Below are 24,960 nucleotides of genomic sequence, written 5' to 3' on the forward strand. Positions count from 1 at the left end.
TAATACTAGAATTTAATCGTAATAAATAATGTCCCCGTCTAATATCATCTTTCTCAACCTCGGGTGTCTCGTGCTATGCTGGCGCACCAGATTTTTCCCTTTTCAATTCAGCGCCGAATGCGCATAAGTAGAACGATAATGTGGCATAAAAACAGAATAGCTATTGGGATGCTACTCGGTATTGTCATGTCGGTAATGATGCCGGCAACCCATGCAGACCTCCTGCCAGACGAAGCGGTTCTTACCCCTAAATATATGGTTACAGACCGCGATAGCGAAATGTATTCATTGGTTGGCGATCAGGTGATTCCTGTCGGTGAGATTAAAGAAGATCAACTTATCCAAGTTTTGCCCGCGGCGGCAGAATATTATGAATTCAAATTTGGTAACGGTATTGGCTTTATTGATAAAGACGATTTACGCGATATCAAGAAAGTACGAAAAAACAATGATATATTGGGGGACTTGAATAAGCCCCTGCCAAATCAAAACATTATTATCAAACGCGAGACCCCGGTTTATTTAGTCGCAGATGTCGATGGCGAGCAATTTGCTACCTTAGCAGAAAACTTACGCTACCCGATTGTAGGTAAATTGAAAGACCGGCTAGGCAACACCTGGTATCAGGTGAATATTGGCGATCGTCTGGGATATGTCAGCAGCACTGATGCTGAAATAGATAACGGCATTCCTATTCTGACTTATCACCATATGTTGAAAAATGAGGAAAATAAACGCTTCCTCAATACCTCAACAACAACCTCTGATGCCGCGTTTAGCAACCAGATGACTTATCTCAAGCAGACCGGTTACGACACCATTTCTCTTTATCAGCTTGAAGGTTATCTCAATAACAAAATTAACCTGCCCGCGAAAGTTGTGGTGCTGACATTCGATGACGGCCTTAAATCAGTCTATCGCTATGCTTATCCGATTCTGAAAGAAAATGGCTTCCGGGCAACGGCATTTATTATTTCATCGCGCATTAAACGTCATCCTCAGAAATGGAATCCTGACACATTACAGTTTATGAGTATTTCTGAATTAAAAGCCATTCAGGATGTATTTGATATTCAGTCTCATACGCACTTTTTACACCGGACTGACAATAAACGTAATCCAATTTTATTGAGTCGTTCTTATCATAATATTGTTTTTGATTTTGAACATTCTCGCCGGGCTTTGTCGCAGTTTAATCCACACGTGATTTTTCTGTCATATCCGTTTGGTGGCTTTAACCAAACCGCGATTGATGCGGCGAAAAACGCGGGTTTCCATCTGGCGGTGACGACTATGCAGGGCAAGGTTAAACCCGGCGATAATCCGTATACCCTCAAGCGGCTTTATATTTTGCGAACTGATTCAATTCCTACAATGGCAGAGCGTATCGCCAATGAACCTGGTCAGCCGGTTGCCGCCGCACCTGCGGTGATGGAGTCTGATTAGCTATTTCATTGTATAATATGAATATTGTGTAATATGAAGATAGGAAAAAGGCGCTTTAATTATAAGCGCCTTTTTATTGTGCGGCGTCAAGGACGAAAGGTATTACCCAAAGTCATTGACGTTGCAGGTAGGCAGCAAGTAAACGCATCCCGATGAGCTGACTGAAGTCAGTGATTCGGGTAAGTGAACGTAGCTAACACCCCTGCGGCTTCAAGGACGAAAGGTCATTACGCCACTTGAACGGGCACTGCTTTAGCCTTGCGCTGTAGCTGATTTTCACCTTCAAAATACGCCACTTTTGGGTGGTGCAGGCGGGCATCAGCATCTGACATCTGGACATAGGAACAGATGATCAATTTGTCACCAACACAAGCACAACGTGCTGCTGCGCCGTTCACTGAGATAATTCGTGAACCTCGTTCGGCGGCGATAGCATAAGTCGAAAAACGCTGACCATTATCAACGTTATAAATATCAATGGCTTCATATTCCAGAATACCTGCGGCTTCCAGAAAATCCTGATCAATAGCGCAGGAACCTTCATAGTGCAAATCAGCTTGAGTGACTTTCACCCGGTGCAGTTTGCCTTGCAACATAGTGCGTATCATAACTCTTACCTTTGACCCCGGTTATAGCCCAGAATAAGTCTGGCACCCGCCCCATCATCGACCGATTTAGGGAGAAGCGCTCAGTTTTGCTGATTTTATATCAGTTGTCTATGACTGACTTTATCTCCCCTGAGCCAATCTACAACTCAGATTTCTTTGGGGAGATTCAAGGCAATCGACATCATTGACATTAGCTTTGTAAATCAACTTGTTGATTATCAATTAGGCGAGCTTTACCCAGCCATGCGGCCATCAGTATCACGGCTTGTTTGCTGTCAACCGTCAACGGCTGTAAGGTTTGGGCATCACGGATAAACAGCTCATCCGGTGTAAAACCAGCACTGCGTAATTGTTCTGCGGTGTCCGCCAGTAGATTATCAATCTGCCGTTCACCCATGACAAGCTTCTCGGCTAACGCCTGCATTATCTTATAAAGCTGCGGCGCAATTTTGCGCTCTTCAGCGGTCAGATAACCGTTACGGGAACTGAGTGCCAGGCCATCTTTGGCGCGAACAATGGGCACGCCGACAATATTGATGTCATAGCCCATATCCGTCACCATTTTGCGAATCAGCGCCAATTGCTGATAATCTTTTTCGCCAAAACAGGCGACATCCGGTTGAACCAGATTGAACAGCTTGCTGACAATCGTGGATACGCCACGGAAATGGCCGGGGCGGCTGGCGCCCTCCAAAATGGTCGACAGGGCAGGGACGTCAACATAGGTCTGGTTGTCCAAACCCGCGGGGTAAACATCCGCCGCCGCCGGGGCGAACACTAAATCCACACCGTGACGGGTCAGCTTCTCACAATCTTCCTGCAAGGTGCGCGGGTAGCGGGCTAAATCATCCGGGCGCTCGAATTGCAGTGGATTGACAAAAATACTAACGACTACAACATCGGCACGAGTTTTGGCATCTTCCACCAATGTCATATGCCCTTCGTGCAGGTTACCCATGGTGGGAACCAAAGCAACTCGTTTACCTTCATGCCGCCAGCGGCGAATTTGCTGGCGTAATAGTGGTAAAGTTTCAATAATCAGCATCCCAATTCCCCTGAATATTTATCAACCAAAACTTACTGGAAAGTATGTTCTTCAGCGGGATAGTCGCCGCTCTCAACTTCTTGAATATACAGCTTAATGGCGGCACGAATATCTCCCCCACTTTGCGCCAGGAAATTTTTGCTGAATTTCGGCGTATGTCCACCAGTAATGCCCAATGCATCATGCATGACCAGAATTTGTCCGTCGGTAACATTCCCCGCGCCAATACCAATCACCGGGATTGCCAGTGCTTCAGTCACACGCTGCGCCAGTTCCACGGGAACACATTCCAGTACCAGCAATTGTGCGCCCGCATTTTCAAGCGCCTGAGCATCTTTCAACAGTTGGTTCGCCGCGACTTCTTCACGGCCTTGCACTTTGTAACCGCCGAAAATATTGACTGATTGTGGGGTTAACCCCAAGTGCCCACACACTGGAACAGCCCGTTCTGCCAGCATGCGAACGGTATCGCACAACCAGCTACCGCCCTCCAGTTTGACCATGTTGGCCCCGGCCCGCATCAGTTCGGCGGCATTGGCAAATGTTTGCTCTGGTGTGGCATAGCTCATAAATGGCATGTCTGCTAATAATAGGCAATGAGGCGCACCACGGCGCACAGCACGGGTGTGATAAGCCACATCCGCAGTTGTGACCGGCAATGTCGAGTCGAAGCCCTGTAACGTCATACCGAGCGAATCACCCACCAGCAGAACCTCAATTCCCTGTTCGACGAATAATTGCGCAAAGCTGGCATCATAGGCAGTCAGTGTGGCGAACTTACGCTTCTCGAGTTTCCATTGGCGCAAATGGCTCATGGTGGTGGCTTTCATCACTCTTTCTCCTGAGACGGTAGGTTAAAATGGCGGAATATCAGAGAGGTATATTATGTGTTGGATTTAGCAAACAAGCACCCTTACCAAGGTACCAGGCCATTTTTATCTACAAGTTTAAGGCGGTCTGACAGCGATTCGCCATCGGGGAAAATAAGATCAGGGGCAATATCGGCCAGCGGGTAGAGCATGAACTCGCGCTCTTTCAAACCATAATGCGGCACAATGAGGCGATCAGTTTTTATCACTTGATCGCCATACAACATAATATCGAGATCCAGTGTCCGTGGCCCCCAGCGCTGTTCTTTCCTTACCCGCCCCTGATTGCGTTCGATGGCTTGGGTGCTGTCTAACAGTTGTTCCGGGGGCAGGGAGGTATCTAACGCTACGACCGCATTAAGAAAATCCGGCTGATCCTGAGGGCCTAACGGTTTAGTGCGATAAAAAGGCGAGCATGCCACCAACTGGGTGCGCGGCAGATGCTCCAGCGCTTCCAGTGCGGTTTTAACCTGTTGCAGTGGCATAGACTGATTACTGCCTAACGCGATATAGACCCGGATCATGGTGCGTATTATGCCCCTTCGTTACGTGGTGCTGGCTTACGTGGGCGGCGAGGGCGAGAGCGACGCGGCGCCGGATCGGCCCCTAAAGTATTCAGCATATTTTTTTGCTGTAGCGGTGTGGCTTCCTGGAATTCTCCCCACCACTGTGTAAGGCGCTGTAATTCATGGTTATTTTCGACTTCAGCACGCAGTGCCAGCAAGTCGTAAGCTGCACGGAACTTTGGATGCTCCATCAGCTTATGCGCACGTTTACCCTGACGGCGTGACAGCCGCAGTTGCAGCAACCAGATATCTCGCACCAATGAGGTGATACGTTTTGGAATTGCCAGTGAACGGCACTCTTCATCCAATACATCATTCATTGCCAGTGCGAAAGCATCGTAATAGGCCAGACCACTTTCTTGCGTCAGCTTCTGCGCATGTTCAATCAGCGGATACCAAAGCATAGCGGCAAATAAGAATGCTGGATTGACGCGCTTATCATTATGCAAACGATAGTCAGTATTTTTCAGAACCTGAACCAAAATACGTTCCATCGGCGAGTCATGATGCTCGGTAAAATGGCGGGCAATCAGTGGGAATAACGGCTGGAAAAGCTGATATTCACACAGTTTTAAATAAGTTTTATAGCCGTAGCCGGATTGTAGTAGTTTGAGTGACTCTTCAAACAGACGCGCGGGTGGGATCTCGTGCAGCAGCGAGGCCAGGCGCGGGATCGGCTCCGCAGTTTCCGAGCTGATCGTCATATCCAGTTTAGCGGCAAAACGAACTGCCCGCAGCATCCGCACCGGATCTTCACGATAGCGGGTTTCAGGATCGCCAATCAGGCGAATAATACCTTCTTTCAGATCACGCAAACCGCCGGTGTAGTCGCGTAGCGCAAAATCAGAAATGCCGTAATAGAGGCTATTAATCGTGAAGTCTCGGCGCTGGGCGTCATCTTCAATGGTACCGAAAATATTGTCACGCAACAGCATGCCATTTTGCGCTTGCTGAGAAGAGTTTTTGTCGCTGTCTTCCGCTTGCTGCTGTTCGTGGTGACCACGGAAAGTGGCGACTTCAATAATTTCCGGGCCAAACATGACATGGGCCAGACGGAAACGGCGACCGACCAGGCGGCAGTTGCGGAATAACTTTCGCACTTGTTCTGGCGTGGCGCTGGTGGTGATATCAAAATCTTTTGGTTTTTTGCCCAACAATAGGTCACGGACACCGCCGCCAACCAGATAGGCTTCGTAACCTGATTTATTCAGGCGATAGAGAACCTTCAGCGCATTATCGCTGATATCTCTACGGGAAATATTGTGCTGATCTCGTGGAATAATCGTCATCGCACTTTGCTGTGAAGAAAGCTGTTGTGAAGTCGGCACCGCATGATTCTTGCGGCCAGTATTCGTTCTGGCAGGCCTTTTCTCTTTGCGGGCCACGTTATCTTCACCGGGCACTTTATCTTTACGGGCACTGCTATCACGAGCCGTGTCATCACGGACAGCTTTGCTATCGCCAGCTGATTTATTATCGCGAATCAGTACCTTACGGCAGAAATTGGCTACTCGGGTAAAAATGGTACACCTCGATAGTGGCTAATAAATTACAGAACAACAGAAAAACAGCGTCTAATCATAGCTCACCGTGCTGTCTTTGAGAATGCCGTTGTGTTTTCACTGGCTATCTCCGCCCCGTGATGCGGAATGGTTGCCAATGTCCAATTGTCGACGGCAAAGCGTAATAATAACGGTAAATCAAGATCTTGCCAGCATTCTGGTATCGGTTGACGCAAAAACTTTAGAGCTTCGACTAAAATCGGACGCGGACAGCCATTGGGCAGCGGCGGCGCATGATTTTGTTTAGAGAGCTTATTACCATTATGATTCAGCGCCAGCGGTAAGTGCAAATAGCGGGGCACCGGTTGCTGTAACTGCTGGTAGAGCGCTATCTGACGCACTGTGGGTTCGATTAAATCGGCTCCGCGTACAATCTCGGTCACCCCTTGAAAGGCATCATCGACCACCACCGCCAGATTATAGGCAAATAAGCCATCTCGACGACGAATAATAAAATCTTCTTCAGCCAGTGCGGGCACGGCGTGCAACTCACCGAGTAATTTATCACAAAAGGTATAAACCGGATGAGTTTGGCGTAAGCGAATGGCTGAGTTCTGGGCTGGTAAATGGCGGTCACGGCAATAACCGTCATATAAACCACCGATTTGCTGGATGCGGCTACGGGTGCAGGCGCAGTAATAGCTAAGCCCTTGTTGCTCCAGCCAGTCTAAGGTGGCGCGATAGGCTTCATGGCGCTGAGATTGATAAATAACCGGGCCATCCCAATGGAGGCCATAGTGGTCCAGTGTCGCTAAAATACGGTCTGCAGCGCCAGGGATTTCACGGGGGGGATCAATATCTTCGATGCGAACTAGCCAGCTCCCACCTTCAGCGCGGGCTTGCAAGTAACTTCCCAATGCAGCAATCAGCGAACCGAAATGCAAATCACCAGACGGGGAAGGTGCAAAACGCCCAACATATGGGGTTTGCATAAGCGCAGTTTGCTCGGTAATGATATCTTTGGACATAAATCCAGTGTGGTAAATGCGGTGCCGGAGATGGCTCTGGCACCGTGTCATACCCTTTGTACTTGGAGCTGTAGGGTTGTTAGCTACACTATCTCACCCGAATCACTTACTTGAGTAAGCTCAGCGGGATTACGAGCCTCATCAGAGGCTCACCCTACGGGCCAACGCAAGCGCTGTTCAAAATGGTTTACAACCAATTTGTCTCTCACTTGCTGCTACCTATAACCCCAACGTCTTTGGATATACAGATTATTACTGTGTTAGCCTGCCATCTGCTTTTCGCGGATTTCGGCGAGGGTTTTACAGTCAATACACAAATCTGCAGTTGGTCGTGCTTCCAGACGGCGAATGCCAATTTCTACGCCACAAGACTCGCAGAAACCGAAATCCTCATCCTCGACTTTCTTCAGGGTTTTCTCGATCTTTTTAATCAGCTTACGCTCGCGGTCGCGGTTACGAAGTTCAAGGCTAAACTCTTCTTCCTGCGCAGCACGGTCTACCGGATCGGGGAAATTAGCAGCTTCGTCTTGCATGTGCGATACAGTACGGTCTACTTCGTCCCTGAGCTGGTTGCGCCATGCTTCAAGAATCCGCTTGAAATGCAACAGCTGGGCGGCATTCATATACTCTTCGCCAGGCTTCACTTGGTATGGTTCTACCCCAGCTATGGCGAGAATGCTCAAGGACGAGGTTTTACGTTTTTGCCCTTCTTGCATGATGCTTCTCCTACATTCATACGCACTATCAAAATCCCCAATAGGGGAAAAAATCAGGCCGCTATAAATAACAGAAGGAAGGAAGGTTAGCAATTATTCCTGTCGCCTGCTTGACAATGGTGTGAGGGCAGGCGTATTTGGCGAGCAACTTCATCCAATCATCGCTTTTTTATTCAGCGCTATGGATGGGGCATTTCGTCCAGTAATAACGGTAGGCGTGCATCAAGCGCAATACCGTCAGGCGATAGTTGAAAACCGTAGCAGATAATCTCCACTCCTGCTTGCTGAGCCTGGGCCAGCAATTCTGCATAGCGTTTGTCAATGTGTCGGGCAGCGGCGACCTGCCTGATGCCCGTATGCAATACGGCAAAAAAAAGTACAGCCCGGTGACCATTGGCAACCATGTTTTGTAACTCCCTGAGATGCTTCTGACCCCGCAGGGTGACGGCATCCGGGAAGTACCCACATTGTTGCTGTAATAAAGTAACCGACTTGACTTCAATATAGCAGTTAGGCCTATTTTCTGCCTGCAATAACAAGTCTATACGGCTATTTTCATCCCCATACTTAACCTCTCTTTTGACAGAAATGTAACCGGATAATTCAAAAATATAATTATTCTCTACTGCCGCACTGACTAACTCATTGGCACGCAAGGTATTTACGCATATCCAATCATCGGTTTGGGTCTGAGTTAACTCCCAACTATGGGGATACTTGCGTTTTGGGTTATCCGAGGTCGAATACCAGACCCTATCCCCTGGCGTGGCACAACCGGTCATTGCTCCGGTATTAGCGCAATGAATAGTTAATGTTTCTCCCTCGGGCGTCACAATATCAGCTAAAAAGCGTTTATACCGCAGGATAAGTGTGGCGGGCTGTAATTTGGGGTTAAAAGATAATAACCGAGGGGCCAAAGCCGGCAACTGGGAATTAGATGGCATCAGGTTTCCTTTCAGTGCTAGCCAATGGCCAGCTTTGTACAATGTTATAACGGGTGCGGCCGCGTGTGAATACCGATTCATATAACGAAAAAAAGTCTGCCCGAAAGCTTTCGTTGGGAGCTTTCGCCGGTATGGCGACTGGGCGAATAGCCCCACGGAATAACGTCACATGGGGATGAAATGGCAGCGGTGTTTGGTAACAACCACTGCGCGCCGCTTGGGACCGCAATAACTGGGCCAATTGCAACAGCCCGCGCGGGGGATTTTTACATCCGAGCCATATCACTCCGGAATTAGGCCAGTGGCCAATATCATCCAGCGTTATGTTAAAACCTGACTGACTAATGCGCCCGGCTTGTTCCTGCAAGACTTGAGCTTTAGCGTGACTAACCTCGCCGAGAAACGCCAGTGTCAGGTGAAGATTCGCGGCAGCAATAGGGCGGCCAGCCTCGGGCGGGAAGTTATCCGCTCGCCATGGCACAATAGTCTGTTGCAGGGCATCAGGCAGGGCCAGCGCAAAGAACAGACGACGAAAGCTGGTTTTATTAACGATAGTTTTATCGGCGGTTTTAATCATTAGATTGGCATAATCACTCGGCTAAATACGCTATACGGCCATGATGTTACAATGGCTGACGATGAAAGTAGAGAGTGTGGGGAAGAATGTGGTGGTAAGTCAGAGAGAAAGTGATGCGCAGGGGGCTGCTTTGCCGGTAGGTGAAGTGCTCAGTGAGATATTGTCTGCGTTGCAAACCTCACCGCAAGTCTTGCTCCACGCCCCAACCGGTGCCGGTAAATCGACCTGGTTACCGCTGCAAATTTTGCGTCTGGCGGGCTTGCCTGGCCGGATTATCATGCTGGAACCTCGGCGGCTGGCGGCGAAAAATGTCGCTTACCGGTTGGCCCAACAATTGGGTGAACAGCCGGGGCAGACGGTGGGCTATCGGATGCGCGCCGAAAGCAAAAGTGGGCCGGAGACACGGCTGGAGGTGGTGACCGAGGGCATTCTGACTCGGATGCTCCAGCAAGATGCCGAGTTGACGGGGGTGTCTTTGGTCATCCTTGATGAGTTCCACGAGCGCAGTTTACAGGCCGATTTGGCGCTGGCGCTCTTGCTGGATGTGCAGCAAGGGCTACGTGATGACCTCAAACTGCTGATAATGTCGGCGACATTGGATAACCAGCGGCTTTCCGCGCTGTTGCCCTCCGCGCCAGCTATTGTCTCCGCTGGGCGCAGCTTCCCGGTCGAGCGCTGCTATCAACCTTTATCGGGCCATGAGCGGCTGGAGGATGGGGTTGCCAATCGCGTTAAGCGCTTATTAAATGAGCAAAAGGGTTCTTTGCTGCTATTTTTACCCGGTGTGGGGGAGATTCATCGTGTGATGGAGCGGCTACAAGGCGAGGTTGCCAGTGATACTGACCTCTGCCCGCTGTATGGTGCTTTACCGCTCAGTGAACAGCAAAAAGCCATTCAACCGGCCCCTGTTGGGCGGCGTAAAGTGGTGTTGGCGACCAATATTGCGGAAACCAGTTTGACCATTGAGGGCATCCGGCTGGTGGTCGACAGCGGACTGGAACGTGTCGCGCGTTTTGATGTCAAAAACGGCCTGACTCGGCTGGTGACTCAGCGCATCAGCCAAGCTTCCATGGTGCAACGCGCCGGGCGTGCCGGGCGACTGGAACCGGGGATCTGCTGGCATCTGTTTGCTAAAGAGCAGGCCGAGCGGGCCGCGGAATACAGTGAACCAGAAATTCTTAACAGCGATTTATGCAGCTTGTGGCTGGAGTTGCTGAACTGGGGATGCCAGGATGAGGCACAACTCAGTTGGCTTGATAGGCCGCTGCAAGTTGCATTGGCTGTAGCTCGCGACTTATTGCAGCGTTTAGGGGCTATTGATTCATCGGGGCAACTCACCCGCATGGGGCGCAGTATGGCTAGTTTGGGCTGTGAACCCCGGTTGGCCGCGATGTTGTGTTTTGCCGCCGAGCAAAGCCCGGACGCGTTAGCCACGGCGGGGTTATTAGCGGCGATTCTGGAAGAGCCGCCGCGATCCGGTCAAATTGATTTACACGATTGGCTCAGCCGCCCACAACCGCACTGGCAGCGGCGGGCAAGGCAATTAACACAAAGAATTAATGCCCGTGTGGGCGCGGTTGACAGTGATATTGCCGGTCAATTGCTGGCGTTGGCTTATCCGGATCGCATCGCGCAGCAACGTGGGCAGGATGGGCGCTATCTGTTGGCTAACGGTATGGGCGCCGCTATGGCGCAAGACGAGGCGTTGTCACGTGCGCCTTGGCTGGTGGCCGCCAGCTTATTACAAAGCAGCAGTGGGCCGGATGCGCGCATTTTACTGGCGTTGCCGATTGAGATTGAACCGCTGGCGCAGCAACTTCCCCGCTTGGTCGAAGAGCGGACAGTGGTCGAGTGGGATGATGAAAAAGGCACTTTACGCGCCTGGCGGCGTTGGCAAATTGGACGTCTGACTTTACGGGCCCAGCCCTTAGCGAAACCGAGTGATGAAGCGTTGCAATTCGCGCTGCTAAACTGGGTGCGCGAACAAGGGCTGCAAGTGCTCAATTGGGATGAAAATGCCGAACAATTGCGCACCCGCTTACATTGTGCCAGCCGTTGGCTGCCCGAAGAACAATGGCCTGTGGTAGATGACGACAATTTACTGGGTAAACTTGAGCTGTGGTTGCAGCCGTCTCTGTCCGGGGTACGGGATTTACGTGGTCTGCGGCAAGTGAATATTGTGGAAGCACTGACTCGCCTGTTGAGCTGGCAGTTACGTCAACGGCTGGATACTGAGCTGCCAACTCATTACACTGTGCCGACCGGTAGCCGCCTACCCATCCGTTATTATGTCGAGAGGCCACCGGTATTAGCGGTGCGTTTGCAGGAAGTTTTTGGCGAACAGCACAGCCCGATGCTAGCAAGTGGGCGGGTGGCAGTGGTGCTTGAGTTACTTTCACCGGCACACCGGCCGCTACAGATTACCGGTGATTTGGCCGCTTTCTGGCAGGGAGCATATCGCGAGGTACAAAAAGAGATGAAAGGGCGCTATCCCAAACATGTCTGGCCGGACGACCCCGCGAATACCCGCCCGACTCGCCGGACTAAAAAGTACCAAGATAAATAAGATCACATGGTCAACAGCCAATAATTTCAGATGTTTCTCCTTTCTATCCGATGAATTGGGGAACACATTAAGCCGCAATAATCGCCAATGCGCGTGGAGAAAAAGACATGTCTGGGGATGACCGCGAGCCAATAGGGCGCAAGGGCAAGAAAGCCCAACCCAAAGTCGCATCAAAACGGCCATTGCGCCGGCGGCGTGATGAAGATGAATACGAAGAAGAAGACTATTTAGATGATGAAGACCACGACGATGATGATTACGATGATGACGAGGAAGAACCGATGCCAAGAAAGGTAGCATCACGTCCCCCGCGCAAAAAACGCCGTTGGCTTGGGTTATTCATCAAACTGTTCCTGGTGGGCGCAGTGGTGTTGGCAATTTATGGGGTTTACCTCGATTCGCAAATCCGCAGCCGGATTGATGGCAAGGTTTGGCAACTGCCCGCCGCCGTCTATGGCCGCATGGTGAGCCTTGAACCGGGGATGTCCTACAGCAAGAAAGAAATGATCGATTTGCTGGAAGGGATGCAATACCGCCAGGTCACTCGCATGACTCGCCCTGGTGAGTTTACCGTGCAGGGCGACAGTATTGATATTTTGCGCCGCCCATTTGATTTCCCTGACGCGAAAGAAGGTCAAATCCGCGCGCGTTTGGTGTTTAAAAATGACAGTTTGGCGCAAATTCAGAATCTGGATAATCAGCGCGATTTCGGTTTCCTGCGCCTTGATCCGAAGCTTATCACCATGCTGCAATCTCCTAACGGTGAACAGCGCTTATTTGTGCCGCGTGCCGGTTTCCCTGATTTGCTGGTCGATACTTTGCTGGCAACAGAAGACCGCCATTTCTATGAGCATGACGGCATCAGCCCGTATTCCATTGGCCGCGCGATGTTGGCTAACCTCACTGCCGGTAAGGCGGTGCAGGGCGGCAGTACCTTGACGCAGCAGTTGGTTAAAAACCTGTTCCTGACTAACGAGCGTTCACTGTGGCGTAAAGCCAACGAGGCCTATATGGCCCTGCTGGTAGACTACCGTTACAGCAAAGATCGGATACTGGAATTGTATCTGAACGAAGTGTATCTCGGCCAAAGCGGCAGTGACCAAATTCGCGGTTTCCCTTTGGCGAGCCTGTATTACTTTGGTCGTCCGGTGAATGAACTGAGCCTCGATCAGCAAGCTATGCTGGTGGGCATGGTGAAAGGAGCGTCGCTGTATAACCCATGGCGTAACCCGACACTGGCACTTGAGCGCCGCAATTTGGTGCTGCGCTTGTTGCAGAATCAGGGTGTGATTGATGCAGAGCTGTACACCATGCTCAGCGCCCGACCATTGGGCGTGCAGCCGAAAGGCGGGGTTATCACACCACAGCCAGCATTTATGCAGATGGTGCGTCAGGAGTTACAGCAGAAACTGGGCGACAAAATTAACGATTTGTCCGGTGTGAAAATCTTCACTACCCTTGATCCGGTTTCACAGGATGCGGCAGAAAAAGCCATCGAAGATGGAATTCCGGCACTGAAAGCGGCGCGCCATCTGGATGATTTGGAAGCGGCGATGGTGATTGTCGACCGTTTCAGTGGTGAAGTTCGTGCCATGGTCGGGGGCGCGCAGCCGCAATTTGCCGGCTTTAACCGCGCGATGCAGGCTCGCCGCTTGGTGGGTTCACTCGCTAAACCACCGACCTATCTGACTGCCCTGAGTGAGCCGGATAAATACCGCCTTAATACCTGGCTGGCGGATCAACCGCTGTCGATTAAATTGCCTAACGGCTCATCATGGCAGCCGAAAAACTATGATCGCCAGTTCCGTGGTCAGGTGATGCTAATTGATGGTTTGGCGAACTCGCTGAATGTGCCGACGGTTAATCTGGGAATGTCCGTCGGGTTGGATCAGATAAGCGCCATGCTGCAACGTTTGGGTATTCCGAAAAACGTTATCAACCCCGTTCCAGCGATGTTGCTGGGGGCGATTGACTTGACCCCGGTTGAAGTTGCGCAGGAATATCAGACTATCGCCAGTGGTGGGAATCGTGCGCCATTGTCCGCAGTGCGCTCGGTAATTGCTGAAGATGGCACCGTGCTGTATCAGAGCTTCCCGCAGGCGGAGCGCATGGTACCGGCACAGGCGGCTTATCTGACCCTTTACGCCATGCAGCAAGGGGTCGCCCGCGGGACATCCCGTTCATTATCAGTGAAATTCTCAAAATACAATCTGGCTGCCAAAACCGGTACCACCAACGACCTGCGCGATAGCTGGTTTGCCGGTATTGATGGCAAAGAAGTGGCGATTGCCTGGGTAGGGCGTGACAATAACGGCCCGGCCAAGTTGACCGGAGCTAACGGCGCGCTGACTCTGTATCGCCGCTATCTTGAGAATCAAACTCCATTGCCGCTGGTATTGCAGCCACCGGAGGGGATTAGCCAGATGAATATTGATTCGGCTGGGAATTTTGTCTGTGGTGATGGCGGCGGTATGCGCTCAATCCCGGTTTGGACAGAAAACCCGCAAAGCTTGTGCCAAGCTGCTCAACCTGCGGGGCAAGCTAAACCTGATGGCGATGGCGTCGCGGGTTGGATCAAAGATATGTTCGGCCAGTAATACTCAAAAAATTGGCACGGTTACTGTTATCGTGCCAATTTTTCGTTTCCCCGCACTTAAACTCCCCGCAGCCATCTTCAGGTAATCAGCAGGCTTTGCGCTTGCAGTTCGCCGTGAGTTACGCATAAACTAGCTGCTTTGATAATTATTATCGTTTCGATTCACTTTCTCGTTATTTGTCGATAACGTTTGGGTCACAGTAACGGTTAAAGTTGCTAACATTCAATCGCAGGGCACTATCTTGGACCAACAGGCAAGCCAATCCAGCGTGTTTTCACTCCGTGAGTTGAGTTTTTCGGTTCCTGGCCGAATCTTATTGCATCCCTTGTCACTGACCTTTCCACAAGGGAAAGTCTGTGGGCTTATCGGCCATAATGGTTCCGGTAAATCGACACTGTTAAAAATGCTGGGTCGCCACCAACCGCCCGCCAGTGGCGAAGCGTTACTCAATAATGTGCCATTACCACAGTGGGACAATAAAGCTTTTGCCCGTGAAGTTGCTTATTTGCCACAGCAATTACCGGCAGCTGAAGGGATGACAGTGCGCGAGTTGGTGGCGATTGGCCGTTACCCATGGCATGGTGCGCTGGGGCGTTTTCGTCAAGAAGACCGCGAACAGGTGGAAGAGGCTATTGCGCTGGTGGATTTAAAGCCGCTGGCGAATCGGTTGGTCGACAGTTTATCCGGCGGCGAGCGCCAACGCGCTTGGTTGGCGATGATGGTGGCACAAAATAGCCGCTGTCTGCTGCTCGACGAACCGACTTCAGCACTGGATATTGCCCATCAGGTCGAAGTCTTGGGGCTGATTCAGCGGCTTAGCCGTGAGCGCGGCCTGACCGTTATTGCGGTATTACACGATATCAATATGGCGGCCCGTTATTGCGACCATTTGGTGGCATTACGCGCGGGCGAGATGATAGCGCAAGGCCCAGCGGACAGCTTAATGCAGGGGGCGGTACTGGAGGAAATTTACGGCATTCCTATGGGAATATTACCGCATCCAGCCGGCGGTGCGCCGGTAAGTTTCGTGTATTGATGAAAATGCCTTTTCCCATAGCAGCGGTGCGCCCGAACCTGACTCGGCGTAGATTGCTCGCCGCATTAGCCTTATCGCCATTATTATATTCATTGCCCGGATGGGCGGTGAATCCCCCTAAAATCGATGTTAGCGGGGGCGTTGCTCCGGATAGGATCGTTGCACTGGAATGGTTGCCCGTAGAATTATTGCTGGCGCTGGGAGTCACGCCATATGGTGTGGCAGATACTCATAATTACCGGTTATGGGTCGACGAACCGGCATTACCTGCCAGTGTCATTGATGTTGGTCTGCGCACTGAACCTAATTTGGAATTGCTGCAACAAATGGCACCGTCATTGATTTTGATGTCAGAAGGTTTTGGCCCCTCACCAGAGAAACTCGCGCCTATCGCCCCATCGATGAGTTTTGCTTTTAGCCAACAGGGGCTTTCGCCGCTCGCCGTCGGTAAAAGTTCATTGCGTGCATTAGGTCAGCGGCTGGGGTTGGAGGCCGCGGCTGAGCAGCATATCGCCGATTTTAACCATTTTATGCAAGCCGCTCGCCAGCGGATATTTAATACCAACAATACGTCATTATTGATGTTTTCTCTGTTGGATGCTCGCCACGCCTTGGTCATCGGCCAAGGCAGTCTGTTCCAGGATGTATTAAACGAATTGAATATTAAGAATGCCTGGCAGGGTGAAACCAATGTGTGGGGCAGCGCGGTGGTGGGCATCGAACGTTTAGCGACAGTAAAACCGGGGCGGGCAATGTGCTTCGTCCAGGGTAATAGTGAAATACTACAACAGGTTACCCGCACACCATTATGGCAATCCATGTCATTCGTGCGCCAAAATCAATTACAGATAATGCCCGCGGTGTGGTTCTATGGCGCAACATTGTCAGCCATGCGATTCGTACGTCTATTAGAATCGGCGTGGGATAAATTCCGATGATGACAAAGACCCCGCGTAAAATCTGGCTTTTGCCTGCCAGCTTACTGAGTTTATTGCTGATTTTTGCGGTGTTGCTGACACTGTACAATTTTAGTCAGACATTACCGGCCCCGCTCTGGGGGACCGCGCTATGGCAACCTGACGGCGATGACGTGCGCCAAATGTTATTTCATTACAGCCAACTTCCCCGCTTGGTCGTGGCTCTGCTAACCGGTGCTGGATTGGGACTGGTGGGGGTTTTGTTCCAGCAAGTCTTGCGAAATCCATTGGCTGAACCCGCCACTTTGGGGGTCGCAGCAGGCGCTCAGCTTGGCTTAACCATTGCGACGTTGTGGATGCTACCCGGCGGTGAATTGACTCGCCAACTGGCAGCAATGGCCGGTGGGATAATTATTGGCGTGCTGGTATTTGGTGTGGCTTGGGGCAAACGAATGTCGCCAGTGACACTGATACTGGCGGGGTTGGTTCTCGGCCTTTACTGTAGTGCAGTCAGCAACTTGCTGGCGTTATTTAATTATGACCAACTGCAAGGGTTGTTCCTGTGGAGTAGTGGCGCTCTGAATCAACAAGATTGGAGCACGGTACAGTTTTTGCTACCTCGTTTGCTGATAACCGGTGTATTGGCGGCTTTATTGATTCGCCCATTAACCTTGCTCGGGCTGGATGATGGTGTCGCCCGTAATTTAGGTCTAGGGCTGTCATTGGCTCGGCTTAGTGCGCTGGGGATAGCCATATTGTTTAGCGCAATGTTGGTTAATGCGGTCGGCGTCATTGGTTTTATTGGTCTTTTTGCTCCTCTGTTGGCAAAAATTTTAGGTGCTCGCCGGCTATCGCAACGGCTAATGTTGGCTCCGGTATTAGGCGCATTGCTGTTGTGGGTAACGGACCAAGGGCTTATCTGGTTGGCTCAAGTCTGGCAAGAAATTCCGACCGGTGCGGCCACCGCGCTGATTGGTGCTCCGTTGCTATTATGGTTGCTGCCCCGCTTACACAGTGCGATGGCACCGAGTATGGATTTTGGCGACCAGGTTTCCGCTGAGCGGCAAAATTTGGGTATTTGGATCAGTGGAGGTTTGCTGGTACTGCTGGCCGGTTTGGCGGTGGCGCTGATGTTTGGTCGTGATAGCCATGGCTGGAGTTGGATTAGCGGCAATGATATCCAGGCATTATTACATTGGCGCTGGCCGCGAGTATTTGCTGCATTAGCGGCCGGAGTGATGCTGGCGGTGGCGGGAACATTAATTCAAAAGCTGACGGGCAATCCGATGGCCAGTCCCGAGGTATTGGGGGTCAGTTCCGGCGCATCTTTCGGTGTCGTGATTATGATGTTTATCGTGCCAGGCAATGCGCTAGCATGGTTGTTGCCTGCTGGGAGTTTAGGTGCGGCGGCGACATTATTGTTGATTCTGGTGGTTGCAGGACGAGGAGGGTTCTCTCCCGGTAGAATGTTATTAGCAGGAATTGCACTGAGCACCGCCTTTACCACGGTAATTACCATGTTACTCGCAAGCGGCGACCCCAGAATGCGCGGTTTGCTGACATGGATTTCTGGCTCTACCTATGCTGTTGATGCTCCACAAGCACTGAGTACCGGTGTTATCGCCCTGATTCTGATTGCATTAGCTCCGCTGTGCCGCCGTTGGCTAATGATTTTACCTTTGGGCAGCGTGACGGCCAGAGCGTTAGGTGTGGCGCTGGCACCTAGTCGGTTAGCTATTTTGTTACTGGCAGCCACCATGACAGCAGCAGCTACATTGACGGTTGGGCCATTAAGTTTTGTCGGCCTGATGGCACCTCATATGGCTCGTATGTTGGGCTTCCGCCGAGCTATTCCACAGTTATTTATCGCGGCTATTTTAGGTGGTTTATTGATGGTGTTTGCTGATTGGTGCGGCCGGATGTTGCTATTCCCAAATCAGATCCCCGCTGGGTTGTTAGCGACGTTTATTGGTGCGCCATATTTTGTTTATTTATTGCGTAAGCAAGGGCGGTAGTTAGATTTTAACCATCTCCCAGCATAGGGAGATGGTTAAGTAATTGATATTAAAGCTGTGCGAAGCACCGACGAGCGGCATCCACCGTTTTCTGAATATCTTCTTTGCTGTGCGCCACAGACATAAAACCAGCTTCAAAAGCAGATGGAGCCAGATAAATACCTTCTTCCAGCATCAAATGGAAGAAACGTTTGAAACGCTCAACATCGCAATTCATCACATCCTGATAGCAAGTCACAGTTTCAGCATCAGTAAAGAAAATGCCGAACATACCGCCGACATGGTTAACGACCAATGGGATATTCTCTTCTTTAGCTGCGTGCAGCAGGCCGCTTGCCAGTGAATCGGTTAATTCGGTCAGGGTTTCATGGATACCCACCTGTGCAACTTCGGTCAGACAAGCAAAACCGGCAGCCATGGCAATTGGATTACCGGACAACGTACCCGCCTGATAAACCGGGCCAGTGGGTGCCAGTGCATCCATCACATCACGACGGCCACCGAAAGCACCTACTGGCATACCGCCGCCAATGATTTTACCCAGACAAGTTAAGTCAGGGACGACATTGTAGTAATCTTGCGCACCAGCTAATGCCACACGGAAACCGGTCATAACCTCATCAATAATCAGCAGTGCTCCAAATTCGTCACACAGTGTACGCAGGCCGGGTAGGAACTCCGGTAGTGGCGGAACGCAGTTCATGTTACCAGCGACTGGCTCGACAATGATACAGGCAATATCTTGTGGATATTGTTCGAAAGCCTCACGTACTGAATCCAGATTGTTATAAGTACAGGTCAGAGTGTGTTTAGCAAAATCAGCGGGTACACCCGGAGAGTTTGGTTGCCCAAGCGTCAGAGCACCGGAACCGGCTTTGACCAGCAAGCAGTCGGCGTGACCATGGTAGCAGCCTTCAAATTTGATAATTTTATCGCGGCCAGTGAAACCACGGGCCAGACGAATCGCACTCATGGTCGCTTCAGTGCCGGAGTTGACCATTCGCACCATATCCATCGTTGGGACTAAATTGGTGACCAATTCAGCCATTTTGACCTCCATCTCCGTGGGGGCACCAAAGCTCAGGCCGCGCTCGACAGCTTCAATGACAGCTTGACGAATTGCCGGGTGATTATGCCCTAAGACCATTGGCCCCCAAGAGCCAACATAGTCAATATAAGCCTTGCCATCGACATCAAACAAATATGCGCCATCAGCACGTTCAATAAATAATGGGCTGCCACCAACGCCGGTGAATGCACGCACCGGAGAGTTAACCCCGCCTGGGATCAGCTCTTTTGCTTGGGCATACAGACTTTCGGATTTACTCATAAACGGCTCCTGAATTAGGCGATATTAACATTGGCAACATCAGCCTTGGCAATCAACAATGCTGCTTATTCTAAAGGACTGGCTGCGGTTATCAAATGATTGGGCATATTTAGCAGACAGCTTGCGCGGCATGCCGCAAAATTTGAGAAAAAGTCTTTTCTGAGCAAGATCATTTCATGGACATTTAATCAGGCACATTATTAATGTGTAAGCTAAACTCATATTGCTCATTTGTATTACTTATTATTTAACTGGCAAGCATACAAACCATGACTGATTCAACGCAAAATATACCCGATGAAGGCATTTCTGCAGTTAAACGTGGCCGTTTTATTCATGCATTAGTTAACCGCGATACAACACCCTTAGTTATTCTTATCATGGCCGCTGTCGTTGGGGCAGTCACCGGTTTGTTGGGGGTTGCATTTGATCTCGGTGTCGATTGGATCCAGCAAGAAAGGTTAGCGACCATTGCTAAGGTTGCTGATAATGCAATTTTAGTCTGGCCGCTGGCTTTTATTATGTCGGCACTATTGGCTATGTTGGGGTATTTTCTGGTACGCCGTTTTGCGCCCGAGGCGGGTGGCTCTGGGATACCCGAAATAGAAGGGGCAATGGAAGAAATGCGCCCCGTTCGCTGGTGGCGGGTCATTCCGGTCAAATTCATTGGTGGGCTTGGTACTCTCGGGGCTGGCATGGTGTTAGGCCGGGAGGGGCCAATGGTGCAAATGGGGGCGAACAGTGGGCGGATGATTGTCGACATCTTCCGTTTGCGCAGTTCAGAAGCACGTCATTCATTATTAGCGACCGGTGCAGCGGCGGGGCTTTCAGCCGCTTTTAATGCGCCATTGGCCGGAATTTTGTTTGTTATTGAAGAGATGCGTTCGCAGTTCCGCTATAGCTTAGTCTCCATCAAAGCGGTATTTGTGGGCGTCATCACTTCAACCATTGTTTACCGCTATTTTAATGGTGAGCGTGCGATTATTGATGTAGGAAAACTCAGTGATGTTCCACTGAATACCTTATGGCTCTATCTGTTGCTGGGCATTATTTTTGGTGCTGTGGGAGTGATGTTTAATGCGTCGATATTTCGTACACAAGATCTATTTATGCGTTTCCACGGCGGCGACTGGCGAAAATTGGTATTAATCGGTGGTCTGTTGGGGGGGATGTGCGGCTTACTGGCATTGATTCATGGTGAAGCAGTCGGCGGTGGTTTTGCCCTAATTCCCATTGCAGTCGCTGGTAATTTCAGTATTGGGATGTTGCTCTTTATTTTTATTGCGAGAGTCATTACCACGTTACTGTGTTTTGGCTCTGGTGCACCTGGTGGGATATTTGCCCCCATGTTGGCTTTGGGGACCATTCTGGGAACCGCTTTTGGCCTATCCTGCGCGCATTTTTTCCCACAGTATAGTATTGATGCTGGCACTTTTGCTATTGCCGGAATGGGGGCGCTGTTTGCCGCCTCGGTACGTGCTCCATTAACCGGGATAGTGTTGGTGCTGGAAATGACCGATAATTATCAACTTATTTTGCCGATGATTGTGACTTGCTTGGGGGCGACCTTAATAGCGCAGTTTCTGGGGGGTAAGCCCTTGTATTCAGCTATTTTAGCCCGCACATTACAAAGACAAGAGCAGGCTGCAAAGGTAGCGGAACAACAGGCCGCAGTTGAAAGTGGCACTCAAACAGGTAGATAATATATAACATTAGGCCACAATACTTGAATGAATTACTCGGGTATTGGATAATCAAAAGATAGATCAGGCTGCCATTGTAGTAACCTGCACCTCGAACACCGGTTGGGAGTGATGAGTATGAGCGATGAAACAGTACTGCCCCTGCAGTTTACCGAGGCAGCGGCAAAAAAAGTGAAGCTGTTGATTTCTGATGAGGAAAATCCGAATCTGAAACTGCGGGTTTACATTACCGGTGGCGGATGCAGCGGGTTCCAGTATGGCTTTACTTTTGATGATCAGATCAACGACGGCGATATGACCATTGAAAAGCAAGGTGTTGAGCTGGTCGTGGATCCAATGAGCCTGCAATATTTGGTTGGTGGCGCAGTGGATTACACCGAAGGGCTGGAAGGCTCTCGCTTTATCGTGACTAACCCGAACGCGAAGAGTACTTGTGGGTGCGGTTCTTCTTTCAGCATCTAACCTACCCTCCAACCTTGGTGCTACAGCTATGTTAGCGCGAACGACTTACTTGAGTAAGCTCATCGGGATTTGCTCGTTTGCGGCCTTGCTGTAATACCAATGTTTTGGGTATAGAATCACCGAATATTTTGATAAAAAAAACCGCAACTTTCATAGTCGCGGTTTTTTTTTATCTGAATATTACCATTCAACAGTAATCAATTGCGCCATCTGGTCGGCACTGGTTTTGCTAACATGTAGGCCATTTGATGCAATAAAAGAATGGCTGATTCTAGGTTCCGTAACCAATCCATTTCCTCTATGACACTGTATTTCTGGATAATTCATTTTTGGGTCATTCACTACGTGTTCATTTTTATTCGACAATTGCACCTGACAAGATGGCACGATAGTCAGATGTAAATCTATTGTGCCGCTTAGCCCCTGGGCTAGCGACGGGCTGGCAAGAAAGACCAGCCAAAACATCAACAAAAAACATTTCATAATTTATAACTGCATTTTTAGCTGCCACTATCTGGTTCAGGCAGCGATGACTCTAGGTATCCGACAATTATTTAAAAACTTGAAGATTTAATTCGTACTTATCTCCATGTTTCATTCTAATGAATAAAGCTTGTAAAGCCGGTGAGAGTCTACAAGCAAGGTATATTGTACAAAACACAGGCTTTTATTGGCAATCAGAATGATGAATAGTTATTAGTGCTCTATTTCAAATGTTGGTAGTTTTAAGCGCCAGCGAATAGCGGCAAGTCTGATACCTAAGGTTATCACCATGCCCAGCATCATTGCTTGTTGCAGCGGCATACCAAAAGTATAAAACGCTGTAGCATGCACAATACCGCCAATGATACAGGCAGTTGCATAGATTTCAGTACGCAGGATCATCGGGATCTCGCGTGCGAGTACATCACGGATAATCCCCCCTCCGACACCGGTTATAACCCCCATACAGATAGCAACTAGCGGGCTGGCACCCGCAGCAAAGGCTTTATTGACCCCGATACCCACGAATACCGCCAGACCAATGGCATCTAGCACGGGTAGAATCCATTTAGGTGTCCGCCGTGGTTGCCGTACCAACAAGATAGTTGCCAGGCAAGTCACCATCGCGACCACTAAATCGGTGGGGTCTTTCACCCAAAATACAGGGCCATTGGCTAAGGCCATATCGCGAATTGTGCCGCCACCAACGGCAGTCACCACCCCCAAAACCAATACGCCAAAGGGGTCCATGCGCAACTTCCCCGCCAGCAATACACCAGAGATAGCAAATACCGCAGTACCTAAAATATCCAGCCAATAGACCAGCATTAATGTGACTCCGCCACAGGGGATGGAAGACTGGCCATTTGCTGGCACAGCTGTTTAGCGGCCAGCAGAATACGTGGGCCAGCACGATTAAACCAGTCCTCATTCAGGGTTATCACAGGAACTGTAAATTGGGGCCGCCAAAAGGCGTGGATATTATCTGTCTGGGACTTATCACCACTCACCACGATAACCTGCGGTTGGCGGGTCATGACTTGTTCACGACTGACTTGCGGCCAGGGAACTCGGCTACCAGCAAAAATATTTTCCCCACCGCAGAGAGAAACAACTTCACTCTGTAACGTATGTCCGGAACTGGTAAACAGCGGTTGAGTGCCAAATTGTAGGAAAGTGCGTAACGGCTGGTTGCGCGTATTCTGGCGACGTAACTCGGTAACCTCATGACGCAGCTGAACCGCCGCCTGGCGTGCTTGCTCTGGATGTGGGCTATATTGGGACAATTTATCCAGATCATCTGCGATTTGATCAATATTCATCGGATCAGAATAGAAAATCGGGATACCAAAAGACGCTAATTGATCCAGCGGACGTTGTGGATTCCCTCCGCGCCAGGCGAGGATCAAATCAGGTTTTAATGCCAGAATACGCTCGACATTCACTCCTTGCCATGAGGCAACATGCTCCAGTTTTTTAGCGGCTTCTGGATAGTCAGAGTAAGCACTTACTGCAATCAGTTTATCGCCGAGTCCAGCAGCATAGGCCAATTCTGTGGTACTGGGTGATAAACTGATAACTCGCTCAGCCGCCAGTGAGGATGAGGTAAATAGGCTGAACAACAATAACATCGCTGCTTGAGGCAGGATTATTGCTGCTCGTGCCAAGAGGGTAATATTAAGCCGCATCATTAATCGCGATGAGCCAGTGTGGTTAACATTGCTTCAATCATTAATGTCGACTGCTGAGCGGCGACCACCAAAAACTCGTCAAAGCTCAGGTGAGATTCCTGATCGGCGACATCAGAAATAGCGCGAACGACAACAAAGGGGGTATTGAACAGGTGGCAAACATGGCCGATAGCCGCAGCTTCCATTTCAACAGCAGCAACGGTCGGGAAAGTAGCGCGAATGCGAGCCAGAGGAGCGGCGCCATTAATAAAAGCATCGCCACTGCAAATCAGGCCACGAACTGCATTTAAATTCAATTCTTTGATGCAACTTTCAGCCAGTTCAATCAGCTTAGGAGAAGCGCTGAAAGCCGCCGGACAACCCGCCATCTGCCCAGGTTCATAGCCAAACGCAGTGACATCTGCGTCGTGATAGCGAACTTCAGTAGAAACCACAATATCGCCGACTTTTAGGCTAGGAGCCAAACCACCCGCCGAACCCGTATTGATAACAATATCTGGCTGATAATGCTCTAATAATAGAGTGGTGCCCATTGCCGCAGACACTTTACCGATACCGGATTTGAGCAGGGCGACATCTACGCCATTGAGTTGGCCGGTGTAAATCTCACAACCAGCACGAGCCAAAGTTTGGCGATTTTCAATTTTGTCACGCAGCAACGTAACTTCTTGCTCCATTGCACCAATAATTCCTACTTTCATATGGATACCTGCCGATTTTAAAGAATAGATTAATCTGTAATTATCAATGCACAGTTTATCAGGTAAGTGAGATAGTCGGGTAGTTCACCCAAGATAATGCGTAATGTGCCGCAGTTCATACGCAATCAGCCAAAGTTCACACGTAATCAATTGCATCT

Annotated in this window: 22 protein-coding genes; 8 read left to right on the forward strand and 14 right to left on the reverse strand. The window is 50.2% G+C overall.

Translation table 11 applies throughout. From position 1 onward, the window contains the following. Positions 1 to 138: 138 nt before the first annotated feature. Entirely contained in the window at positions 139 to 1,446 is a 1,308-nt protein-coding gene (locus OP863_RS03760) for a polysaccharide deacetylase family protein (RefSeq protein WP_145587527.1), read from the forward strand. A gap of 227 nt (positions 1,447 to 1,673) precedes the next feature. On the opposite strand, the gene panD is transcribed toward OP863_RS03760, so the two are convergent. From panD to thpR, 9 genes are all read right to left on the reverse strand, one after another. Then, complete coding sequence (gene panD, locus OP863_RS03765) at positions 1,674 to 2,054, reverse strand: aspartate 1-decarboxylase (RefSeq protein ID WP_005156780.1); 381 nt, start codon at positions 2,052 to 2,054, stop codon at positions 1,674 to 1,676. Positions 2,055 to 2,244: 190 nt separating this feature from the next. Then, on the reverse strand, positions 2,245 to 3,099 hold the full coding sequence (panC, locus tag OP863_RS03770; protein ID WP_038636212.1) for a pantoate--beta-alanine ligase: 855 nt from the start codon (positions 3,097 to 3,099) through the stop codon (positions 2,245 to 2,247). A 32-nt stretch (positions 3,100 to 3,131) separates the two neighbouring features. After that, the gene (panB, locus tag OP863_RS03775) at positions 3,132 to 3,929 is read right to left on the reverse strand and encodes a 3-methyl-2-oxobutanoate hydroxymethyltransferase (protein WP_038636210.1); all 798 of its coding nucleotides are present in this window, start codon (positions 3,927 to 3,929) and stop codon (positions 3,132 to 3,134) included. A gap of 83 nt (positions 3,930 to 4,012) precedes the next feature. Then, positions 4,013 to 4,492 (reverse strand): 2-amino-4-hydroxy-6-hydroxymethyldihydropteridine diphosphokinase, encoded by a 480-nt coding sequence (gene folK, locus OP863_RS03780; RefSeq protein WP_038636208.1) that lies wholly within the window; start codon positions 4,490 to 4,492, stop codon positions 4,013 to 4,015. An 8-nt stretch (positions 4,493 to 4,500) separates the two neighbouring features. Further along, the gene (gene pcnB / locus OP863_RS03785; RefSeq protein WP_071841740.1) at positions 4,501 to 6,057 is read right to left on the reverse strand and encodes a polynucleotide adenylyltransferase PcnB; all 1,557 of its coding nucleotides are present in this window, start codon (positions 6,055 to 6,057) and stop codon (positions 4,501 to 4,503) included. 62 nt (positions 6,058 to 6,119) lie between these two features. Beyond that, positions 6,120 to 7,064 (reverse strand): tRNA glutamyl-Q(34) synthetase GluQRS, encoded by a 945-nt coding sequence (gene gluQRS / locus OP863_RS03790; protein ID WP_145587525.1) that lies wholly within the window; start codon positions 7,062 to 7,064, stop codon positions 6,120 to 6,122. A gap of 260 nt (positions 7,065 to 7,324) precedes the next feature. Beyond that, entirely contained in the window at positions 7,325 to 7,780 is a 456-nt protein-coding gene (dksA, locus tag OP863_RS03795) for an RNA polymerase-binding protein DksA (RefSeq protein ID WP_038636200.1), read from the reverse strand. Positions 7,781 to 7,959: 179 nt separating this feature from the next. Continuing rightward, positions 7,960 to 8,724 carry a DNA/RNA nuclease SfsA gene (gene sfsA, locus OP863_RS03800; protein ID WP_265525909.1) on the reverse strand — a complete coding sequence of 255 codons (765 nt, stop codon included), beginning with the start codon at positions 8,722 to 8,724 and terminating at the stop codon, positions 7,960 to 7,962. Continuing rightward, positions 8,714 to 9,301, reverse strand: coding sequence for an RNA 2',3'-cyclic phosphodiesterase (gene thpR / locus OP863_RS03805; protein WP_145587521.1), 588 nt, complete (start codon positions 9,299 to 9,301; stop codon positions 8,714 to 8,716). The genes sfsA and thpR overlap by 11 nt, the downstream gene beginning before the upstream one ends. Before the next feature lie 43 nt (positions 9,302 to 9,344). On the opposite strand from thpR, the gene hrpB reads away from it, so the two are divergent. From hrpB to fhuB, 5 genes are all read left to right on the forward strand, one after another. After that, entirely contained in the window at positions 9,345 to 11,867 is a 2,523-nt protein-coding gene (gene hrpB / locus OP863_RS03810; RefSeq protein ID WP_265526228.1) for an ATP-dependent helicase HrpB, read from the forward strand. Between the two features lie 107 nt (positions 11,868 to 11,974). Continuing rightward, positions 11,975 to 14,464 carry a bifunctional glycosyl transferase/transpeptidase gene (gene mrcB / locus OP863_RS03815; protein WP_145591893.1) on the forward strand — a complete coding sequence of 830 codons (2,490 nt, stop codon included), beginning with the start codon at positions 11,975 to 11,977 and terminating at the stop codon, positions 14,462 to 14,464. 241 nt (positions 14,465 to 14,705) lie between these two features. Next, complete coding sequence (fhuC, locus tag OP863_RS03820) at positions 14,706 to 15,500, forward strand: Fe3+-hydroxamate ABC transporter ATP-binding protein FhuC (RefSeq protein WP_072089069.1); 795 nt, start codon at positions 14,706 to 14,708, stop codon at positions 15,498 to 15,500. Next, positions 15,500 to 16,438 (forward strand): Fe(3+)-hydroxamate ABC transporter substrate-binding protein FhuD, encoded by a 939-nt coding sequence (gene fhuD, locus OP863_RS03825; RefSeq protein ID WP_265525910.1) that lies wholly within the window; start codon positions 15,500 to 15,502, stop codon positions 16,436 to 16,438. Before fhuC ends, fhuD begins: the two co-directional genes overlap by 1 nt. Beyond that, the gene (gene fhuB / locus OP863_RS03830; RefSeq protein WP_265525911.1) at positions 16,435 to 18,432 is read left to right on the forward strand and encodes a Fe(3+)-hydroxamate ABC transporter permease FhuB; all 1,998 of its coding nucleotides are present in this window, start codon (positions 16,435 to 16,437) and stop codon (positions 18,430 to 18,432) included. Before fhuD ends, fhuB begins: the two co-directional genes overlap by 4 nt. Positions 18,433 to 18,481: 49 nt before the next feature. On the opposite strand, the gene hemL is transcribed toward fhuB, so the two are convergent. Further along, positions 18,482 to 19,762, reverse strand: coding sequence for a glutamate-1-semialdehyde 2,1-aminomutase (hemL, locus tag OP863_RS03835; RefSeq protein ID WP_145591890.1), 1,281 nt, complete (start codon positions 19,760 to 19,762; stop codon positions 18,482 to 18,484). Positions 19,763 to 20,031: 269 nt separating this feature from the next. On the opposite strand from hemL, the gene clcA reads away from it, so the two are divergent. Next, on the forward strand, positions 20,032 to 21,465 hold the full coding sequence (gene clcA, locus OP863_RS03840) for a H(+)/Cl(-) exchange transporter ClcA (protein ID WP_265525912.1): 1,434 nt from the start codon (positions 20,032 to 20,034) through the stop codon (positions 21,463 to 21,465). A gap of 117 nt (positions 21,466 to 21,582) precedes the next feature. After that, positions 21,583 to 21,927, forward strand: a complete 345-nt coding sequence (gene erpA, locus OP863_RS03845) for an iron-sulfur cluster insertion protein ErpA (RefSeq protein ID WP_004706254.1) — start codon at positions 21,583 to 21,585, stop codon at positions 21,925 to 21,927. Between the two features lie 180 nt (positions 21,928 to 22,107). Here erpA and OP863_RS03850 read toward each other — a convergent pair whose 3' ends face one another. The 4 genes from OP863_RS03850 to mtnN all read right to left on the reverse strand — a co-directional run bounded on the left by OP863_RS03850 (position 22,108) and on the right by mtnN (position 24,802). Next, on the reverse strand, positions 22,108 to 22,410 hold the full coding sequence (locus OP863_RS03850) for a hypothetical protein (protein WP_071841739.1): 303 nt from the start codon (positions 22,408 to 22,410) through the stop codon (positions 22,108 to 22,110). 213 nt (positions 22,411 to 22,623) lie between these two features. Further along, positions 22,624 to 23,238 carry a TRIC cation channel family protein gene (locus tag OP863_RS03855; protein ID WP_019211026.1) on the reverse strand — a complete coding sequence of 205 codons (615 nt, stop codon included), beginning with the start codon at positions 23,236 to 23,238 and terminating at the stop codon, positions 22,624 to 22,626. Continuing rightward, positions 23,238 to 24,101, reverse strand: coding sequence for a vitamin B12 ABC transporter substrate-binding protein BtuF (btuF, locus tag OP863_RS03860; protein WP_186378114.1), 864 nt, complete (start codon positions 24,099 to 24,101; stop codon positions 23,238 to 23,240). Before btuF ends, OP863_RS03855 begins: the two co-directional genes overlap by 1 nt. Beyond that, positions 24,101 to 24,802 carry a 5'-methylthioadenosine/S-adenosylhomocysteine nucleosidase gene (gene mtnN, locus OP863_RS03865; RefSeq protein WP_038636174.1) on the reverse strand — a complete coding sequence of 234 codons (702 nt, stop codon included), beginning with the start codon at positions 24,800 to 24,802 and terminating at the stop codon, positions 24,101 to 24,103. Before mtnN ends, btuF begins: the two co-directional genes overlap by 1 nt. Between the last annotated feature and the right edge of the window lie 158 nt (positions 24,803 to 24,960).

This window comes from Yersinia sp. SCPM-O-B-9106 (C-191) (assembly GCF_026183365.1).
Taxonomy (GTDB): domain Bacteria; phylum Pseudomonadota; class Gammaproteobacteria; order Enterobacterales; family Enterobacteriaceae; genus Yersinia; species Yersinia rochesterensis.

Coding starts and splice junctions, on each gene's coding strand:
- OP863_RS03760 (WP_145587527.1), top strand. CDS start 139: ATGTGGCATAAAAACAGAATAGCTATTGGGATGCTACTCGGTATTGTC.
- panD (WP_005156780.1), bottom strand. CDS start 2,054: ATGATACGCACTATGTTGCAAGGCAAACTGCACCGGGTGAAAGTCACT.
- panC (WP_038636212.1), bottom strand. CDS start 3,099: ATGCTGATTATTGAAACTTTACCACTATTACGCCAGCAAATTCGCCGC.
- panB (WP_038636210.1), bottom strand. CDS start 3,929: ATGAAAGCCACCACCATGAGCCATTTGCGCCAATGGAAACTCGAGAAG.
- folK (WP_038636208.1), bottom strand. CDS start 4,492: ATGATCCGGGTCTATATCGCGTTAGGCAGTAATCAGTCTATGCCACTG.
- gluQRS (WP_145587525.1), bottom strand. CDS start 7,064: ATGTCCAAAGATATCATTACCGAGCAAACTGCGCTTATGCAAACCCCA.
- dksA (WP_038636200.1), bottom strand. CDS start 7,780: ATGCAAGAAGGGCAAAAACGTAAAACCTCGTCCTTGAGCATTCTCGCC.
- sfsA (WP_265525909.1), bottom strand. CDS start 8,724: ATGCCATCTAATTCCCAGTTGCCGGCTTTGGCCCCTCGGTTATTATCT.
- thpR (WP_145587521.1), bottom strand. CDS start 9,301: ATGATTAAAACCGCCGATAAAACTATCGTTAATAAAACCAGCTTTCGT.
- hrpB (WP_265526228.1), top strand. CDS start 9,345: ATGTTACAATGGCTGACGATGAAAGTAGAGAGTGTGGGGAAGAATGTG.
- mrcB (WP_145591893.1), top strand. CDS start 11,975: ATGTCTGGGGATGACCGCGAGCCAATAGGGCGCAAGGGCAAGAAAGCC.
- fhuD (WP_265525910.1), top strand. CDS start 15,500: ATGAAAATGCCTTTTCCCATAGCAGCGGTGCGCCCGAACCTGACTCGG.
- fhuB (WP_265525911.1), top strand. CDS start 16,435: ATGATGACAAAGACCCCGCGTAAAATCTGGCTTTTGCCTGCCAGCTTA.
- hemL (WP_145591890.1), bottom strand. CDS start 19,762: ATGAGTAAATCCGAAAGTCTGTATGCCCAAGCAAAAGAGCTGATCCCA.
- clcA (WP_265525912.1), top strand. CDS start 20,032: ATGACTGATTCAACGCAAAATATACCCGATGAAGGCATTTCTGCAGTT.
- erpA (WP_004706254.1), top strand. CDS start 21,583: ATGAGCGATGAAACAGTACTGCCCCTGCAGTTTACCGAGGCAGCGGCA.
- OP863_RS03850 (WP_071841739.1), bottom strand. CDS start 22,410: ATGAAATGTTTTTTGTTGATGTTTTGGCTGGTCTTTCTTGCCAGCCCG.
- OP863_RS03855 (WP_019211026.1), bottom strand. CDS start 23,238: ATGCTGGTCTATTGGCTGGATATTTTAGGTACTGCGGTATTTGCTATC.
- btuF (WP_186378114.1), bottom strand. CDS start 24,101: ATGATGCGGCTTAATATTACCCTCTTGGCACGAGCAGCAATAATCCTG.
- mtnN (WP_038636174.1), bottom strand. CDS start 24,802: ATGAAAGTAGGAATTATTGGTGCAATGGAGCAAGAAGTTACGTTGCTG.